Source organism: Shewanella sp. 0m-6 (assembly GCF_052977325.1).
In genome coordinates, this window is sequence record NZ_JBRIMD010000011.1 from 42859 (window position 1) to 60005 (window position 17147).

Annotated in this window: 14 protein-coding genes; 4 read left to right on the plus strand and 10 right to left on the minus strand. The window is 43.4% G+C overall.

Translation table 11 applies throughout. The features are described from left to right. Positions 1–638 precede the first annotated feature (638 nt). Positions 639–1160: a transcription/translation regulatory transformer protein RfaH gene (rfaH, locus tag ACVBJC_RS10405; RefSeq protein ID WP_447161383.1), complete on the minus strand. Its 522-nt coding sequence runs from the start codon at positions 1158–1160 to the stop codon at positions 639–641. Positions 1161–1623: 463 nt separating this feature from the next. On the opposite strand from rfaH, the gene ACVBJC_RS10410 reads away from it, so the two are divergent. Then, positions 1624–3093 (plus strand): peptide MFS transporter, encoded by a 1470-nt coding sequence (locus tag ACVBJC_RS10410; RefSeq protein ID WP_447161384.1) that lies wholly within the window; start codon positions 1624–1626, stop codon positions 3091–3093. An 821-nt stretch (positions 3094–3914) separates the two neighbouring features. Here the strand turns inward: ACVBJC_RS10410 and ACVBJC_RS10415 are convergent. Then, positions 3915–5021 carry a response regulator gene (locus ACVBJC_RS10415; protein ID WP_447161385.1) on the minus strand — a complete coding sequence of 369 codons (1107 nt, stop codon included), beginning with the start codon at positions 5019–5021 and terminating at the stop codon, positions 3915–3917. Between the two features lie 90 nt (positions 5022–5111). Continuing rightward, positions 5112–5891, minus strand: a complete 780-nt coding sequence (locus tag ACVBJC_RS10420) for an MlaA family lipoprotein (RefSeq protein ID WP_447161386.1) — start codon at positions 5889–5891, stop codon at positions 5112–5114. Positions 5892–6285: 394 nt separating this feature from the next. On the opposite strand from ACVBJC_RS10420, the gene ACVBJC_RS10425 reads away from it, so the two are divergent. Beyond that, positions 6286–7980, plus strand: coding sequence for a hypothetical protein (locus tag ACVBJC_RS10425; protein WP_447161387.1), 1695 nt, complete (start codon positions 6286–6288; stop codon positions 7978–7980). Positions 7981–8045: 65 nt separating this feature from the next. Then, positions 8046–8354 (plus strand): EscU/YscU/HrcU family type III secretion system export apparatus switch protein, encoded by a 309-nt coding sequence (locus tag ACVBJC_RS10430; RefSeq protein WP_447161463.1) that lies wholly within the window; start codon positions 8046–8048, stop codon positions 8352–8354. A gap of 659 nt (positions 8355–9013) precedes the next feature. Here the strand turns inward: ACVBJC_RS10430 and ACVBJC_RS10435 are convergent. Both ACVBJC_RS10435 and ACVBJC_RS10440 read right to left on the minus strand, forming a co-directional pair. Next, entirely contained in the window at positions 9014–9418 is a 405-nt protein-coding gene (locus tag ACVBJC_RS10435; RefSeq protein ID WP_447161388.1) for a DUF2802 domain-containing protein, read from the minus strand. Positions 9419–10000: 582 nt separating this feature from the next. Beyond that, positions 10001–10492, minus strand: a complete 492-nt coding sequence (locus tag ACVBJC_RS10440; protein ID WP_447161389.1) for a chemotaxis protein CheW — start codon at positions 10490–10492, stop codon at positions 10001–10003. A 217-nt stretch (positions 10493–10709) separates the two neighbouring features. Between ACVBJC_RS10440 and ACVBJC_RS10445 the strand changes: the two genes are divergently transcribed. Then, positions 10710–10958, plus strand: a complete 249-nt coding sequence (locus ACVBJC_RS10445) for a hypothetical protein (protein WP_447161390.1) — start codon at positions 10710–10712, stop codon at positions 10956–10958. A gap of 26 nt (positions 10959–10984) precedes the next feature. Here the strand turns inward: ACVBJC_RS10445 and ACVBJC_RS10450 are convergent, their stop codons facing one another. The 5 genes from ACVBJC_RS10450 to ACVBJC_RS10470 form a co-directional block, all read right to left on the minus strand. Beyond that, the gene (locus ACVBJC_RS10450) at positions 10985–11923 is read right to left on the minus strand and encodes a chemotaxis protein CheW (protein ID WP_447161391.1); all 939 of its coding nucleotides are present in this window, start codon (positions 11921–11923) and stop codon (positions 10985–10987) included. Further along, positions 11907–12698 carry a ParA family protein gene (locus ACVBJC_RS10455; protein ID WP_447161392.1) on the minus strand — a complete coding sequence of 264 codons (792 nt, stop codon included), beginning with the start codon at positions 12696–12698 and terminating at the stop codon, positions 11907–11909. The genes ACVBJC_RS10450 and ACVBJC_RS10455 overlap by 17 nt, the downstream gene beginning before the upstream one ends. Positions 12699–12942: 244 nt before the next feature. Then, entirely contained in the window at positions 12943–13599 is a 657-nt protein-coding gene (locus ACVBJC_RS10460) for a hypothetical protein (protein ID WP_447161393.1), read from the minus strand. After that, the gene (locus tag ACVBJC_RS10465; protein ID WP_447161394.1) at positions 13592–14779 is read right to left on the minus strand and encodes a protein-glutamate methylesterase/protein-glutamine glutaminase; all 1188 of its coding nucleotides are present in this window, start codon (positions 14777–14779) and stop codon (positions 13592–13594) included. The genes ACVBJC_RS10460 and ACVBJC_RS10465 overlap by 8 nt, the downstream gene beginning before the upstream one ends. 94 nt (positions 14780–14873) lie before the next feature. Continuing rightward, entirely contained in the window at positions 14874–17138 is a 2265-nt protein-coding gene (locus ACVBJC_RS10470) for a chemotaxis protein CheA (RefSeq protein ID WP_447161395.1), read from the minus strand. Between the last annotated feature and the right edge of the window lie 9 nt (positions 17139–17147).

The following is a 17147-nucleotide window of genomic DNA, read 5'->3' on the forward strand; positions in this document are numbered from 1 at the left end:
TCGGTTACTCATAACCAGTTACTCGTAAAAAGACGAGTCACCCTCATGCCATAGAGACTGCTCATCAAAGTTACAGCTTTTTTCACCAATACATTACAAAGGTAAAAATTTGAGAAGCGCAGAATTATACACTAACGAGCTTACTTGAGCAGTAACTCTAAGCAATCACTTGCGTTAGTTGCTGAATCTTTATGCACTTGTAAACTCTGTCGTTAGGTTTTAGTTATTTTTTGCGCTTAATGGTTTAATCACTTAGTTCTGAACTCAGTTAATGCTAATGCACTAAATTAGCCGCTTACCCGTTAAAGACTCAACGGTATAGCCCTCGCTCAGCCACTACATTTTATCTATGGCTAGACTACAGTCTACCTAGGCCATACTCTTAATACACTGAGCTAATAACTGAGCTAATAACTAAACTGAACTAAGTATTCAATCTTGTTATTCCCACTATCAACACCTAAAACTAACACTTAAAGCTAACACTTAAAGCTAACCGCTAAAACTAACACCTATAGTTACCGCCATAAAAGCGCATAAAAAATCTAGCGTCGCGATTTTCGCTATGGCAAATATCCTACAAATTTAATAGTAAAATACCTACTTTTGATTTATTAAGCTTAAACGAGCTAGGTAATTTATTTAATCGGTTTTATCGAATCTCTTTCAACGGCTACTCGTTGCTGTTTACCCATTAAATCAAACAGTACGAAGCAGCGCTTCTCACCATTTGATTCATCGAAAATCCCTTCTAACTCAGTAAATGGACCTTGAGTAAAACGGACTTTATCCCCTACCGCTATCTTTGGCAGCGTTATGGCTTCATCTTCTTGCGGGGATATTCTTGATAGCAGCTTATGTTCGCGCATTTTGATTACATGAATAATGCTGTCATCTATCGGTGTCATTAGTTCTTTACAACCAACGATTCTTATCACGCCACGTGTGTTATGAATTTTGGCCACGCTGGTAACTTGCGGGTCAAAGTTGATAAATAGATAACTGGGAAATAGCGATACGCGTCGTATACTTGTTTGCCCTTTTTGTATCTTTTCTTCTGGGTAACTAGGCAAATAAGTTTCAATTTGCTGAAGCGCCAAGTTTTGCTGAGCTCGAGCTTCGCCCCGAGATTTGCAATATAGTAGATACCAAGCCTTCATTTCGTTCTCTCATGTAATCTAACGAGCGCACTTTACAATCAGTGACGCCCTATTCGCCGCATGGATACTAGCAAATTTGTAAGCTAAATTGAAAGCCGAGACGAATCAAAGTAAAGCCTAAGCCTCATTTCTAATGTCTGTTTGATCACTGATTAAGCCACTGATTCAGTCAATCGTACTCTAGTGGTTATTAAGTCGGCAGTTACGTTTTCAAAATTGACTTTAGCCGTCCATAAAGGGTATATAAGGTAGGCTTTATCGCATTTGACGCTATTTTCAGCGCCAAATGACAAAAACTAGAATACAAGCCAACAATAAAACAGCCTTTTGATTAACAAAAACACCACAGACTTAACACCTCTTGGCTAATTACGTTAATTAGAAGCTGTAATAATTTAAGTAAAACAAATTTCTGTAGCGATATTTGAGTTGCAGGCAATCACAAGCGAAGGTGGAAGAATACATGAGCGTAGCAAAACCTCAGGGGACGATGCTCGGGCATCCTAAGGGACTGTTCCTGTTGTTTACAACAGAACTATGGGAACGATTCAGTTATTACGCAATGCGCGCCATTTTGGTGTTGTATCTAGTTGATAAAGTACAATCTGAAGGCGGACACGGTCTTGGTTGGACACAGGGCGAGGCTATTTCGCTTTATGGTACGTTCACCGGTCTTGTATATTTGACCCCTCTGATAGGTGGTTGGTTAGCCGATAATTACCTGGGCCAACGTAGATCTATCATGATTGGTGGTGCCTTAATGGCCGCTGGTCAATTTATCTTGGCGCTGCCACACAACTGGATCCCTGGTTCTGAAACCTTGGCCTTTTATTTTGGTCTTGGTACGTTAATCTTGGGTAACGGTCTGTTTAAGCCAAACATTTCAACTATGGTTGGCGACCTGTATGAAGAAGGCGATCATCGCCGTGACGGTGCATTCACCATCTTCTATATGGGTATCAACGTAGGTGCATTCCTTTCAGGTATTATTGTAGGCTCGGTTGTTGCTGCTTACGATGGTAACTTCCAGATGGGCTTCTTGTGCGCCGGTGTTGGTATGGTGCTGTCACTGATCATTCAATTCGTATTTGCACAAAGATTACTTGGTGACATTGGTCGCAAGCCAGCGGCTAAGCTTGAGAAAGAAAGAGCCGAAGCTGCAGGTGATGTACGTAAAGAGCCATTGACTAAGATTGAGCGCGATCGCATTAAAGTGATCATGGTTATGGGTTTATTCACTATCATCTTCTGGGCTGGTTTTGAGCAAGCCGGTGGTTTGATGAACCTGTTCACAAATGACTTTACCGATCGCATGATTGGCGGTTGGGAAGTTCCAACTACATGGTTCCAATCTCTTAACGCCATGTTCATTGTTATTTTTGCGCCAGTAATCGCCTCTATCTGGATCCGCTTAGGTAAAAACGAGCCAAACTCACCGGTTAAATTTGCATTAGGTCTTGTGCTACTCGGTATTGGTTTCCTATTTATGATCGGTGCTGTATTAGAGATGGGCGGCGACGCTAACGCTAAGTCAAGCATGTGGTGGTTAGTAGGTGCATACTTCTTCCATACTATGGGTGAGTTATGTCTATCTCCAATCGGCCTATCTATGGTGACTAAACTTGCTCCACTGCGTATCGCCTCATTAATGATGGGTGCATGGTTCTTGTTCATTGCTATCGCTAACAAGGTTGGCGGCGTGGTAGGTTCATTTATTGGACATGCTGGCGAAAAAGAAGAGCAGCTTGCAAATGCTATGGCTATCTTTGCTGGCATCGCAATTACCTCTGCAATTTCAGGTATTATCCTGTACTTCATGGCTGATAAGCTAGTTGACTGGATGCACGGTGCTGAGGATGGCCCGCATACTGAAGAGCAAGCTCTAGAAGAAGAGATTGCTGTTACTGCAGAGCATGAAGCGATTAGAAGATAAGAGATCCGGTTTAGGCTAAGACGGTCGAAGCTGAGACTAAAGCCGGAAAAGCATGAAACAGAAAAATGCCAGAAGATTACTCTTCTGGCATTTTTGTTTTTAAGATTTAAAGCTGGTTTAAGCAGAGGCGTGGAAGGCCAGACAAGCTACAAACACGGCCTGTAATGTACTTTTGGCTTTTCACCACAGAGAAATGCGCTTCACGCTACAATCAAAAGCCAAAAGCTATTCACCACGGAGGGCTCGGAGCGCTCCGCGACACGAAGAAAAGCAACCGCAAGATCAAAAACAGCAAGTCAATCAACAGATATTTTGCTCTTTTGCACTTCTCCGTGCCCTCCGTGAAAGCGCAGCGCTTCGTGGTGAGAATGCTCTTCATGCTGTAATCAATAATCAAAGCTATGCACCACAGAGAAAAGTACTTCACGCTACAATCAAAAGCCAAAAGCTATTCACCACGGCGAAGCCATGTGCTAATAAGCGAGAGCTAGGGATAGCGAACTGGCCGTTAAACACGAATGTTATTGGGGCTCGGTGCGCTTCGTGGTAAAAAAGCCTTTAAATCACTAGTTAAAAACCAAAACCATGCACACAAAGGACACTGTAATCCGTTTTACGTCTCAGCTTTCAGATTGTATGTAATCTAGCAGGAGCAAAGCAACGCTCTAGCCAGCCGTAGGCTGTACTAGCAGGCCAAAGGCCGATCTTCTTAGCTTAAAACCGTCAGTGCAGCGTTCCGTAAGTGAGCCTGCGAACGTTCCGTACACCGTAGGCTGTAAACCGTTCCGCTTCTCCGCTTGCGCTCTTTTCTGCGATCGCCCCTATTTTAATGACAATTGAATATATCCGCCGGGCTGGGTGCTTGGGTCATGGATCAATCCATAGAACTGATTATCTAACAGTTGTTGCTTGTGTTTGCTTACTTGAGTAGAGATACATAATTGCTCTCCAAACAGCAGGGTTCTAAACTGAACACTAGGCTTGCTCCAATTTGTCATGCCAAGCTGTAGAGAATCTGCAAGCGCTATCGGTGACAACCCCTCACTGTTTTTTAGATAACACCTAAATTCACTTCCCGCTGTCGCAATAGCGGCTCGATATTGAGTGAGTTCGACCACGACATAAGCCATATCAACCACAATGCCAAGTCGAGACTTAGCCATACGATCGTTAAGATAGACCAGCATATTAAAAGGTTCGGTGATGACAGGTGACATACCGTTGCTATACAACTTGAGTTTATGATTTACAAAGCTCTTTAGTAGCACTGAAGCAAACGCTGCTCGGTTGTCATGAGGATGAAAGTGGGCCATATACATCATGACATGGTTTTCATCTATCATGGCGGTATCGATAAAGTGGGCACTCACCTCGTTGGTATTAAACAAGCTATAGTCAATCACAACATCGCTATACTCAACCCGACTCGGCGGGAAAAGCTGTTGTTGCACGCTTTTAGCGGCTTCGCTACTTTGCTCCAATAACGCCAAATTTTCATTTAATTCAAGATAGGATAAGGATTCTTGCTCATCAAAATTCAATGACTCTTCAAATGAGTTATTCAGACATTCGCGAATGGAATTTTCGATTAGATATAAATCAGAGACAGGTTTAACGAGGTAGTCACTGGCACCATGTCTTAATGCGTCAATAACATCAGACATTGCTTGATTACCCGATATGATGATCGAAGGAGTGCCAGGCCTATGTTTATTCATCGCTTTAAGCATATCTAAACCACCGAGTTTGGGCATACTTAAGTCTGCAATGACAATATCAAACTGCTGTTCTTTAAAGCGAGTGAGTCCTTGCTCACCATTATCTGCTTCTATTACTTCTGCACCGCGGCTATCTAGATAAGATGTGACCAGTTTACGAAAAACTGGATCGTCTTCAACAAAAAGTATCGTAAGCTCTTTTAGCGCCATAAACTGCCCTTAATTGACAACAACGCAAACAACACTTTTCGTTTGCGTGTTAAGTAGAGCTTTTAGTTGTTATTCCCCACTCTACCAATGTTATTCTAGTTCTTGCATATATTCGTCAAGCAACTCGTCATCATCGTCACTTTGAGGTACATCGCCGTCATATACCTTATAATCCAAATGCTGAAAATAAGCATCTTTAACAAAGGTATATGGATCTAGAGCGTTATCAACCAATCGTTCCTGATCGATTGCAGATGCTCGGGTATGCAAGTTTTTAAGACCCCATTTTAGTACTGATTGCCAAAACGTTAGCTCAGACAGAGGAAAGTATAGATCATCAACCCAATCTGAGGCGATTTCACGAGTAACATATGGACCGAAAAATGGTGCCATGAAATAAGGACCATTTGGCACACCGTAATAACCAAGCACTTCACTGAAGTCGTCTTGTTTACGTGGCATGCCCATCATGTCGGCTACATCAATTGTCCCGAGTAGCCCTAATGTGGTGTTAACCGTAAAACGTCCACCAGCATTTGCAGCCCAGCCCCACTTACCTTGTAATGTGTTATTTATCAGACTCGATGGCTCTTCAAGGTTAAGTACGAAATTATTAATGCCACTTTTCAGCGGTCGCGGGACATAGTCATTGTAGCCATGTGCGACGGGGCGATAAAAATATCTATCCATAAACAGATAGTTAAAGTCCCACATCGCCCTGTTAAAGCCCTCTATGGGATCTCTTGGGTCGTTATAGGTTACCGTTATTTGCTGGTCACTATCCATAGTGGGATCAGTGGCATTTTCTGCAGCTTCAATTGAAGGCATTCCAAATATCGCCAGAGAAAGCACAATCCATTTAAACTTCATAATTGTCTCTTTGAAAAGGAGTCCATGTACTCGTCATTACTTTCACGCATTTCGACTTACGCCTTAATACATGAGATAAAAATTCATATTAAGTTTTCGACTAACTATCGCTAGCAATCTGTTTTAATTCAATAAAAACAGTATCAATCTATGTCACTTTGCATCGTACATCTGTTAAAGCAAAATTCAAGCTAAAGTGCTGTAGCCTTAGTGTCGATATACGTAACAAGACCGTTTATGGTTCCAAAAATTTATAAAAGTAGTCGAAAATCTTTATTTTTACATTAAAGGTGGATAAGAATACTGAGTAAGCCTATAAGATCAAACATAAATTTGTGTACAAACATATCTAAGCAGTCGCTTAAACCCTTGTAACACTTAACAAGAGCATACTTTGAATACGGTAACGGAACTCTTTACAGCTGCAAATCATCAACAAGGCAAAGGTTTGTCAACGGCAAAGCCTGTTAGCTCTTTGGTGCCGGTGTCGCTGCAGACTCCTCAACCAGGATTAGGTCCTCAACCAGGAACAAGTCATCAAAGTGGGCTGAGCGTTATGCTTGCAGGTAAGAGCTTTAGCCTAAAACCTACGCAAGAGACCCAATTACCGCGCCTTAACCAATATTCAAACTTCATGTTAAATATAGTGCAAATCAACGGCACTATAAAACAGAGCATACTTTTAGCCTTAGGCCAGACACTTAGACTCCCTTTACCGCAAGCTCTGCTAACCATAATTAGCAATGCCAATGGCCAAGAAAAAAAATTACAACTATTAGCTAAACGTAAAGATGGCTATCAACTACCGAACGCAGAAATACATGACAGTGAGCTAATATTTGATAAAGGTCCAAGGATCGAGTTAGCAAGCCTTGGCTCTCTCAGTTGTGGGCACTATGTGGCATCGATTAAAAGTACCAATGATCAGTTGTTCCTGCAGTTAGTCCCGATTAAGTTACAAACTGAAGTTAACCTGATCCCTGAGCAGGCATCAGACGAAAAACAGAACGAAATAGCAAGTCAGCCAATAGTAGAAAAACCGGACTCAAAATCAGCTCAAAAAGCCGATATGAACTTTCAATATAGAAAATTATTCAAAGCATTAGAAAGCATCGAAGTGAAGCTTGCTGATAGCGATGTAACGGGCTTAAACAAAACTGAAATAACAGACAAAACAGCTCAAGCTTCTACTCAAATCTCAAATGCAACCACTCGTGAAGGCTTCTTAGCTGGTGCACTGATAAAAGCCGGTGGGCTCCCAAAATTGGCCGCTGCCACACTTAATACAAAACAAAGTCTTGCCAGCGTGCTTCTCAAGTCGCTCCCTATGATGATGCCTGAAACGTTAACCGAGTTGAGTCAGCCTCAACGGCTAAAGCTAATCACAGCTCAACTCTTTAGCCCCTCAGTCTCTCCCAACGAATGGCTTAATACGTCACTTTCGAGTCACTTCAGCACTATGGGTTTACTGCTTCAATTACTATTAGCAAGAGCCTCTTCGCAAAGTATTTCCCCCGAACTCATGCAAAAGCTAGCAAAGCTACAAAGTTACCTAGCGCTCCCTGAGGCAATAATGAAATTACTCGAGGCAGCACTGGTTAACGAGTCGCTGGCAAACATTTTTAATAATTTAAGTCTTTATCAGCAGGCATCAACTAAAACTGAAGTGGCCACTCATTACTATTTTGCTCTGCCCTACTCTATCAATCATTATCAAGAGCAATTAGAAGTGCATGTGCAAAAAGAAAACAGTACTAAGCAAAACGTTCCAGATAAAGATAGTGCTAATAAACACAGCTGCACGTGGAAACTACAATTAAAGTTTAACTTAGCCAGTGGCCCATTATTAATTAGTGCACAAGCAGCACAAGCAAATAGAAATCATGAAAAGCCAATAAACGGATCCCTTAAGCTAAACTTCTGCAGCAGTAGTGACACCCTGATAGCTAAAATAAAACTGCTAACACCAGCACTTACGCACAAAATCGAAGCTGTCGGCTTTAGTCAAGTTTCAGTAACGACTAAACAAGAAAATGTACCTGCCAGCATTTTGCCAGGCGAGCATTACTTAGTGAAAGTTCATGTATAAACTCACAATGCAAGATTTAGCCTTCAGTGAACCTATGACCAGGGAAATACTAGTTGAACACTACAATGAAAGATTCTAACAAACCAACAAAAGCTGTAGCGCTAAATTACCAGGCGGGTAGTGCGCCAAAAGTCACTGCAAAAGGTGAAGATAAACTCGCAGAAGAAATTATCGCCATAGCCCAACAAGCAGGGGTTCATATTCATCAAGATGAACATCTGTGTGATTTCTTACAGCGATTAGAGGTTGGTGATGAGATCCCAGCCGAGCTTTACTTACTTATCGCAGAGCTAATTGCGTTTGTATATGTGCTAGACGGCAAGTTTCCAGAAAAATGGGACAATTTACATCATAAGATAATGGAAGAGGTTTAAAGAAGGTCCGAGGTCCGAGGAAAGGCAAAGAAAGGTCCTAGGTGAAAGCTAAGATGGAAAGCAAAGAAGGACGAAAAAAACAAAGATGAACGGCCTGCGGCACATGACTGTTTGATTTGATTGGATGTCACTATGGAACGCTTCGCTTACGGAAAACAAAAAAAACACTGCGGTAATTGGAATACAAAGCCGAAAAAGTGAAGGAGATAAATAAGTCAGAAGACTCAGCCTGTACCGTCTTAGTCTGTAGCATCTTAGCCTGTACTAACCCTTTTAAATGTAGGTCGGGATTTATCCCGACAAATTTTGTGTTTGCCTCCCAGATTGATGGGCTGAAGCCCAACCTACAAAAAATTATTTTATGTGCTCTCATCTTGGCTCTCACAGCCCCAGGAGGTTTCATCTCAGCCTGTATAGTCTTAGCTTAAACCGTCATCGCAGCGTTCTGTGAGTGAGCCTGCGAACGTTCCGTTATCCGTAAGCCCAGCGTTCGTCTCAGCCTTTGATTGTATAGCAGGACGAAGTCAGCTCTAGCACCTAGAAGCGCAGCGCCCTAGATTCTTCTTCGCTTGTACCGTCAGCGCAGCGTTCTATGAGTGAGCCTGCAAACGCCCTAGCAGGACGAAGTCCGCCCTAGAAGTAAGCTTGCGAACGTCCTGCTACTTTCCATGCAGTCGGATCAACAGTTCGGCTTCGGCTTTTGGTAGCTCACACTCTTCAATCAATTCTGCAACGCCTGCGCCTAGGGCAACCATCTTCATTGCACGAGAATATAGTCTAGCTTGCGGATCTTGTTGGCTACTCTCTTCCAGTTTTTCATCTTGTTGTGTTAGCTTTTTCTCAAGCTCTAGCATTCGACGCCCAACACCAATGGTGCCACTTCTAAGCTCTTGTAGTTCGCGCTTAACGGCTTCTCTTTGCTTATCGCCTTCTTTTACTAACAAAGTTAACGCATCAACTTTTGCTCGTAGCTCGCCAGTCTGTTTTTGTAAATAAAACACCAACGCAAGGCAGACAACGATGAATAGTAACGCTGCTGCGATTAAAATTTCTTCAAAAATCATTAATAACTCATTTTTTAAATATCTAAGAAGGACGCTGCTAGAGCGTGATTGCGTCACTTCGAGGGCGTCGCCTTGCTCCTTCTAGGTTAAAGCGAAGAAGGACTTAGGTCCTAGGAAAATCAGGTTCTAGGAAAATCAATAAATAGTAAGGCTAAGACGAACGGCCTGCGGTCTTACGGCACGTGACTATTTGTATTAACTGAATGTCACTACGGAACGCTTCGCTTACGGAAACACGAAGAAAGGCGTCGCGTTGCTCCTTCTAGATTAAAGCTATGAAGGAGCTAGGTCCTAGGAACATCAAAAAATTAAAACGAACAGACTGAGTCACTTCTAGACTCAGCAAGTTATGTTTTGTAGGTTCGGATTTAGCCCATCAAATACTGATGCCATCTATAGAAACGACGGCATAAATGCCGACCTACTTTAAAAGAAGGTTCTAGGTTTGGCAAAAGAAACTTTACACTTAATCGATACAAGCTTTTGCATTTGCTTTTGCATTTCCTAGGACCTAGCAGCGAAGCGTCCTTGAAGTGAGCCTGCGAACGCCCTAGCAGGACGAAGTCCGTTCTCGCCCCGACTTTAAATCTGCGTTAGTTCCATCCACTCTTCATCAGATAGTAACTTATCTAGATCAACCAAAATCAATAATTCACTCTCGCGGTTACTCACGCCTTGAATAAACTTGGCGCTCTCTTCAGTTCCTACATTCGGTGCGTTATCAATCTCAGAGCGGCGCAGGTAAACAACCTCAGCAACGCTATCGACTAAAATACCGATGACCTGCTTTTCAGCCTCAATAATAACGATACGCGTTGAATCATTTACGTCAGCTGACGCTAAACCAAAACGCGAACGGGTATCGATAACGGTGACAACATTGCCACGTAAGTTAATAATACCTAATACATAGTGAGGCGCACCAGGTACAGGCGCTATCTCGGTATAACGCAATACTTCTTGTACCTGCATTACATTGATACCATAGGTTTCATTATCGAGCTTGAATGTTACCCACTGTAACACTGCATCTTCGGTTCCCGCTGCTACGGCTACACTGTTTGAACTTGTCATAATCGCCTCAATCTATAGCTCTGCAGCTATTTGTCTAATCTATTCTTTAATATTTATACCAACCAAACCGATTGGCTAACCACTGTTAAATGCTAATAATGTGCTAGTACGCATAATATTGATAACTAAAATAGATAGTTACTTGTTTCTATGCCGCATATAGCCATTGAATTCCCATTAATAAATCTATTATCTAAAATAGGTGCTCATTTTTACTATGGTGCAAGCATCGCAGTCTAATGCAAGACTGCCAACAATCTTTCCCTATTGCCCTGTATCGACTGCTCAGCACTATTCTTTACCTTGCCTTCTGTATCTTGGCTTCTTTACCCAAGCATCTTTACTAGGTCATAGATACACTGGCATCAATAGTGTGGCATCTTTATCTGAGCAACTTTACCTGAACAGCTTTACCTTAGCACCCCTGCGCAACTCTAAGTCGTTAATACTGTGGGGCGATGAGTAAATAAAAATCATCCGAACTTTATATGGTTATGCTGTCTTGACTACCCAGTCTTGACAGCCTAAGCCTGAACCCAACATCTGTACCAAGGCCTCAACATTTAAAATGCCGCACATGCGCTCTTTTACCACACCAGCAAGCCATGGCCGTTTACCTGCTTGGCTACGCCAATTAATGTCAGATTTTTTAATCGATATTGTGTCAACTAATGACTCACACGCAAGGCCCCAATCGCTATTTTCTAGTAGAACAACATATTGATAGGTCACATTCTCGCTTAATTGCTCATCATATTTTTCAGGCATCACCCAAGCGCAAGTATCGACAACATTAAGTTGTGCTTCTCGATGCTGTTGCACTCCCATATACCAAGACGGCCGTCCCATGAGACGAGTGATCTTATCAACACTCACAATGCCCCCTAAACTCACTAAAGGTACTGCTAGCGTCAAACCCGCTACTTTAAAAAATAACACCTGAAACTCTTCATCTAGCTGCTCCAATAGTGTTTGAGTAGACACTAAAGGCTCATTGATTGATTGCTCTGTAGTTTGAGGCGTTAGATCCTGCTGCTGGGCGCTATCGCTGATAACTGCTGAGTCAGCGAGCAATTCAGACTCAGGTTCAATTTTTGTATGATGACTAAAAGTTGAATCATGGCTAATTGAAGCTATGCCGGCAGCAGGCGAAATATCGGTAAGAGTGTCAGCACTGGCTAACGTCGCTGTCGAGTATTGCGGCTCAACCTTGTTGGCACTTTCTTGAGGTGAGCGAGCGAACAATTGCTCTAATGCTTGTCGACTTAGGCGCTCATCTGCCTCTCGGCTTGCTAATTTTGTGCATTCTAGGGTTTTGCTTTGTGCGTAATCGCCTTCTGTTACGCTACTCGCTACTGCGCACTTTGTTTGCGGCTCATTAAGCAGCAACGAGAAATAATCACATACTGCATCATCAACTGATTTTGACATGTGATAAGCCCTTCGCAAGTAAATAATCGAGTAATCTATCGTACGCTTTTACGCCACGGCTATTAGGGGCGTAATGGGAAGCAGGTAAATGGCTCAAACTGGCATCTCTAAATTTGGTATCAACAGGGATCACGTCCTGCCATAACTCTTGGTTATAATCTTCATTAAGTTGTAACAATGCCGCTGAGGCCGCGCGAGTGCGTTTGTCATACATGGTTGGCACTATGGTGTAGCTGTATTGGATTTTTTTTGATCGCCCCATTAACAACATGGTTTTCACCATACGGTCTAGACCTTTAAGTGCTAAGAACTCAGTTTGCACCGGCACAATAATATGCTCACTTGCGGCTAACGCATTAACCATTAACACCCCCAGAACTGGCGGGCAATCTATCAATACTACATCGTACCTATCTTCGATTAACTTTAAGGCCTTGGTTAAAATGAGCCCCATGCCTTCTTGATGACCTAAACTCCGGTCTATCGTCGCTAACGCCATCGTTGAGGGCATTAAATCTAATCCCACGACATTGGTCGGTACAATATGAGCCTGTACGACATCACTCGTTAAGCGCTTATTCGCTAAAAACAGATCGTATAAAGAACAGGGTAATTGCTCACTATCAATACCAAGATAGTACCCAAGGGATGCATGGGGATCGGTATCAACCATCAACACCTTCAGACCACGTTTCACAAACGCACCCGCTAGACTGGCAACAGTTGTTGTTTTCCCCACCCCACCTTTTTGGTTTGCTATGGTCCAGATTTTCAAAGGATAATCCCCGGTTATAAGATTTTGTTTTAGCGCTTGTTAATCAGCTGTACTGCTCAGTGTTAGTGCTTAATGTTAGTGCTTAATGCTAGTGCTCAGTGTTAGTGCTTAATGCTAGTGCTCAGTGTTAGTGATCAGTGCTATGGCTCAACGTTATTACTTCGCTCAACTTTTGCACTCTATCGCTCAATGAAGATTGTGCTGTAATCAAATGAATGATTGCCCTTGTCAAAGCTCACACCACTTAATCTTCTGGCTCTCTGGTTGTTACTCTAATTCCGCCATGGGGCAAACTAATGAGTTTCACTCCATCATCGCTTTCTAACACTGTCACAGCGCTCGCCTGACGACTCATATCGTTATGCTTAACAAGCTCAGTGTTTAGCGCCCTGTTAACGTCTTGCTGTATTGCAAGCGGCTTATCACTTGTCTCTGCTTTATGTTTTAACGTCTTATTTACTGAACGAGTCTCATCAAGATGACTTGTTGGCTGAGCTGGTGTCTCTGGCTTAACTCTTGTTGCTTGCGTAAGTTGCTTAACTTGTGTTGCTTGCGTAACTCCTGGCCCTATGGGTAAAACCGTTGACTCACCTTGCAGTGCCTTATCGACAAAAGACTGTACAAAATGTGGATTTTCAGCCATCCAGTTAGCCATCACTTCAGCCTGTTCATCGGGGACCATCAATAAGATTTGGCTGCTTTGCAGCTTCTGTACTTCATTGGTTAACAGTTTGTTTTTATGCTGAGATTCAAAGTAGAGTGAACCAAACGTAAAAGAGGCAATACTTAGCAAAAACATCAATAGCAATGACAGCGTATTCACTTCGCCCCGCTGCGCTATGATGCTTTTTCTTACGGCACTTTTTCTTTCGGCACGTTGCCTCAAAGCCGCTTTAGCCATTAATGGTCTCTTTAATAATCGATTCAGCCATATGCTCTAACGCAATAGACTTAGTGGCGATGCCTGCCGCAGTTACTGCTTGCGGCATACCATAAACCACACAGCTAGCCTCATCCTGAGCCCACACTGTAGCGCCAATACCTTTAAGCATTCTGGCCCCTTCGCGACCATCTGCCCCCATACCGGTTAAGACAACAGCAAGCACATCGCCGCCAATTACTTTAGACGCTGATGCGAAGGTAATATCGACACAAGGCTTATAATTCATATCGGCTTTACCCGCTATCACCTTAATTCTGCCGTAAGCCCCACCGCGCTCTAGCATCATTTGCATGCCGCCAGGCGCTAAGTATGCGCAGCCAGGCTTTAGCTGATCGCCACTTTCAGCTTCTTTAACTTCAATCTTACACAAGCTATTAAGTCTGGTTGCGAACGTTGGCGTAAAAGCCGCTGGCATATGCTGAATAAGCAAAATGGGGTGCGGATAATTCGCAGGTAATTGAGTTAACACCTTTTGCAGTGCAACTGGCCCCCCTGTAGAGGTACCGATAAGTAATGCTTTATATTTTTTGCCACTACCACGAGTGATAACACTTGCTCGACTGGCGGGCCTTTCAAGTGTGCTTGCAGCGGTTGTAGCTGTAACGGCTGAGCGAGAAAGGCTCGATGAACTACGGATCCTATCCGCGGCTCTCTCATTACTAATACTACTAGTAGCACTAACACCGCTAGGCTGAACTCTGTCATTGCCAGACAATGGACGAGCAATCGGCCTAAATAGACGTCGACGACCTAACGCACGAATTCGTTGCTGCAATAGCGCTATCGCGTCATCTTTATTACTGGCGATATCTTCAAAGCGTTTTGGTAAAAAGTCTAAAGCACCCGCGTCTAATGCTTCCAATGTGGCTTTAGCGCCATCATGGGTCAGTGATGAAAACATTAAGATAGGAATTGGCTTGCTCGCCATGATCTGCTTTACCGCAGTGATCCCATCCATAACAGGCATTTCGATGTCCATGGTGATCACATTCGGATTCAACTCTGCAGCCATCTTCACGGCCTCAGCACCATTACACGCGGTACCCACCACCTCAAGCTCAGAGTCTTGACTCACTATTTCGCTAACACGTCGTCTGAAAAAACTCGAATCATCAACGACTAAAACTTTAATGCCCATTTAAATCCCTATACCGCACCACTGGCTCGCTCAATGCTGTATGTAAAAAAGGGAATAACAAGGCAATGCCTGTTATTCCCTATGCTAACCCGTGTTAGCTCCTGTTACGTGCGTAATGCTTTAGTAGGCCCGGTACATCTAAGATCAGCGCTATACCACCATCAGAGGTAATGGTCGCACCAGCCATGCCCGGCGTACCATGCAGCAATGTGCCTAGTGGCTTTATCACCACTTCTTCTTGGCCAATGAGTGAATCAACCACAAAACCAATTTGCATCGTACCTAGTTGGACAATAACCACATGGCCATGCTGTTTGTCACCGTGCCTAAAGCTCAATGCCTTGCGAGATAACCATTGCTCAAGGTAAAACAGCGGTACAGCTTTATCACGAACAATCACCGTCAACTGACCGTCAACCACATTGGTCTTAGTCAAATCTAAGTGGAATATTTCATTCACGCTCGACAAAGGTAAAGCAAAGACTTGCTTGGCGACTTCAACCATCAGGGTCGGCATAATCGCTAACGTCAATGGCACCTTGATTTCAAGACGTGTGCCTTTACCCAGTTGTGAACCAATATAAATCGAACCGTTCAGCTGGGTAATACGGGTCTTAACCACGTCCATTCCCACGCCACGACCCGAAATATCAGAGATCTCAACTTTAGTTGAAAATCCTGGGGCAAAAATAAGGTTATAAGCTTCTTCATCGCTCATGCGTGCAGCGGTATCTTCATCGAGTACGCCGCGGCTAATAGCAATGCCTTTGAGCTTTTCTGGATCCATACCTGCACCATCATCCTCAATTTTAAGCAGGATGTGATCGCCTTCTTGGCTAGCAGATAATGTAATTGTACCTGTGCGTGCCTTGCCATTCGCCTCACGAGCATCAGGCATTTCAATACCATGATCGACCGAGTTTCTGACTAAATGGACTAAGGGATCGGCTAACGCTTCAACAAGGTTTTTATCCAGATCGGTATCTTCACCAATCATAACAAGATCAATCTCTTTATTTAGGCTTCGAGCTAAGTCACGAACCACTCGAGGAAAACGCCCAAAGACTTTCTTAATCGGCTGCATGCGAGTTTTCATCACCGCGCCTTGTAGATCGGCAGTGACCAGGTCAAGGTTAGCTAAGGCCTTTGACATCTCTTCATCTTCACGTGCCACGCCAAGGCTCAATAATCGATTACGGACTAATACCAGCTCTCCGACCATATTCATGATCTGATCAAGCCTTGAGGTATCAACTCGTACTGTTGTTTCCGCTTGGGGCGCATTATTGCCAGCTGGCTTTGGGGCGACTTTAGCTGCAGGTTTAGGCTCTTGCTTAAGCTCTTGTCTAGCTTCTGGCTTAACAGCTGATACCTGCTGCGAGGTCGTTATTGCCTGTACAACTGGCTCAGATTGACTCGCTTTATGCTGCTGTGACGCGCCATGGCCAATTTCAGCAACACTATTTTTAACAACACTATTTTCAGCAATATTGGTCCCTTTACCTGGACCTGTACCAGAGCCATGCAGCTCATCAAGTAAGCGTTCAAATTCGTCATCAGTAATTTCATCTGAATCGACATTAGAGCCGCTTGTCTCAATAACCGCAGGCGCTGCCGACTGAACTTTAAACTGACCAGAGCCATGTAACTCATCAAGTAAAGATTCAAATTCATCATCAGAAATGTCATCAGATGATGATAAGGATGGTGCAGCAGTAGATTCAGCTGACTGACCAGGACCGTTACCCGAACCATGGAGTGCATCAAGCAAGGCTTCAAATTCGATATCATCAATATCATCGATACTGCCGTCTGTTGCCGACACTTGTGCAATCGTTTCAGATCCTGGAGCTTGTGCAACGAAATCTACACCTTCAACCACAGAAATAGAGTCTGCAACAGCGGTGACAGTAGGTTCTAGGGCTGCTGAGGCTTGAGCCGCTGTCTCGGCCATTTCAGATGCTAGCAATTCACCCGCGCTTAACGTTTTAAGCTGAGCTAATAGTGCTGGTTCTGCTGGGGATTGAGTTTGCCCTGCTTGAGTTTCAGCAAACATTGAGTTGATTGAGTCTACAGCCTGTAAAATGACATCCATCAAATTAGCAGAGACTTCACGTTTTCCTGTGCGCAGTAAATCGAAGGTATTTTCTGCTTCGTGGCAGACATCGACCATAGGTGCTAAACCTAGGAACCCTGCGCCACCTTTCACCGTATGAAAACCGCGGAAAATAGCATTCAATAAATCGGTATCATCAGGATTATTTTCTAACGCAACTAATTGCTCTTGTAGAAGCTCTAATATTTCACCAGCTTCGATCAAAAAGTCCTGCAGTATCTCTTCATCAACATCAAAGGACATTCTCTGACT

What these genes read in the sequence shown, in the direction of transcription:
- rfaH (WP_447161383.1), bottom strand. Translation starts at nt 1,160, where the DNA reads ATGAAGGCTTGGTATCTACTATATTGCAAATCTCGGGGCGAAGCTCGA.
- ACVBJC_RS10410 (WP_447161384.1), top strand. Translation starts at nt 1,624, where the DNA reads ATGAGCGTAGCAAAACCTCAGGGGACGATGCTCGGGCATCCTAAGGGA.
- ACVBJC_RS10415 (WP_447161385.1), bottom strand. Translation starts at nt 5,021, where the DNA reads ATGGCGCTAAAAGAGCTTACGATACTTTTTGTTGAAGACGATCCAGTT.
- ACVBJC_RS10420 (WP_447161386.1), bottom strand. Translation starts at nt 5,891, where the DNA reads ATGAAGTTTAAATGGATTGTGCTTTCTCTGGCGATATTTGGAATGCCT.
- ACVBJC_RS10430 (WP_447161463.1), top strand. Translation starts at nt 8,046, where the DNA reads ATGAAAGATTCTAACAAACCAACAAAAGCTGTAGCGCTAAATTACCAG.
- ACVBJC_RS10435 (WP_447161388.1), bottom strand. Translation starts at nt 9,418, where the DNA reads ATGATTTTTGAAGAAATTTTAATCGCAGCAGCGTTACTATTCATCGTT.
- ACVBJC_RS10440 (WP_447161389.1), bottom strand. Translation starts at nt 10,492, where the DNA reads ATGACAAGTTCAAACAGTGTAGCCGTAGCAGCGGGAACCGAAGATGCA.
- ACVBJC_RS10445 (WP_447161390.1), top strand. Translation starts at nt 10,710, where the DNA reads ATGGTGCAAGCATCGCAGTCTAATGCAAGACTGCCAACAATCTTTCCC.
- ACVBJC_RS10450 (WP_447161391.1), bottom strand. Translation starts at nt 11,923, where the DNA reads ATGTCAAAATCAGTTGATGATGCAGTATGTGATTATTTCTCGTTGCTG.
- ACVBJC_RS10460 (WP_447161393.1), bottom strand. Translation starts at nt 13,599, where the DNA reads ATGGCTAAAGCGGCTTTGAGGCAACGTGCCGAAAGAAAAAGTGCCGTA.
- ACVBJC_RS10465 (WP_447161394.1), bottom strand. Translation starts at nt 14,779, where the DNA reads ATGGGCATTAAAGTTTTAGTCGTTGATGATTCGAGTTTTTTCAGACGA.
- ACVBJC_RS10470 (WP_447161395.1), bottom strand. Translation starts at nt 17,138, where the DNA reads ATGTCCTTTGATGTTGATGAAGAGATACTGCAGGACTTTTTGATCGAA.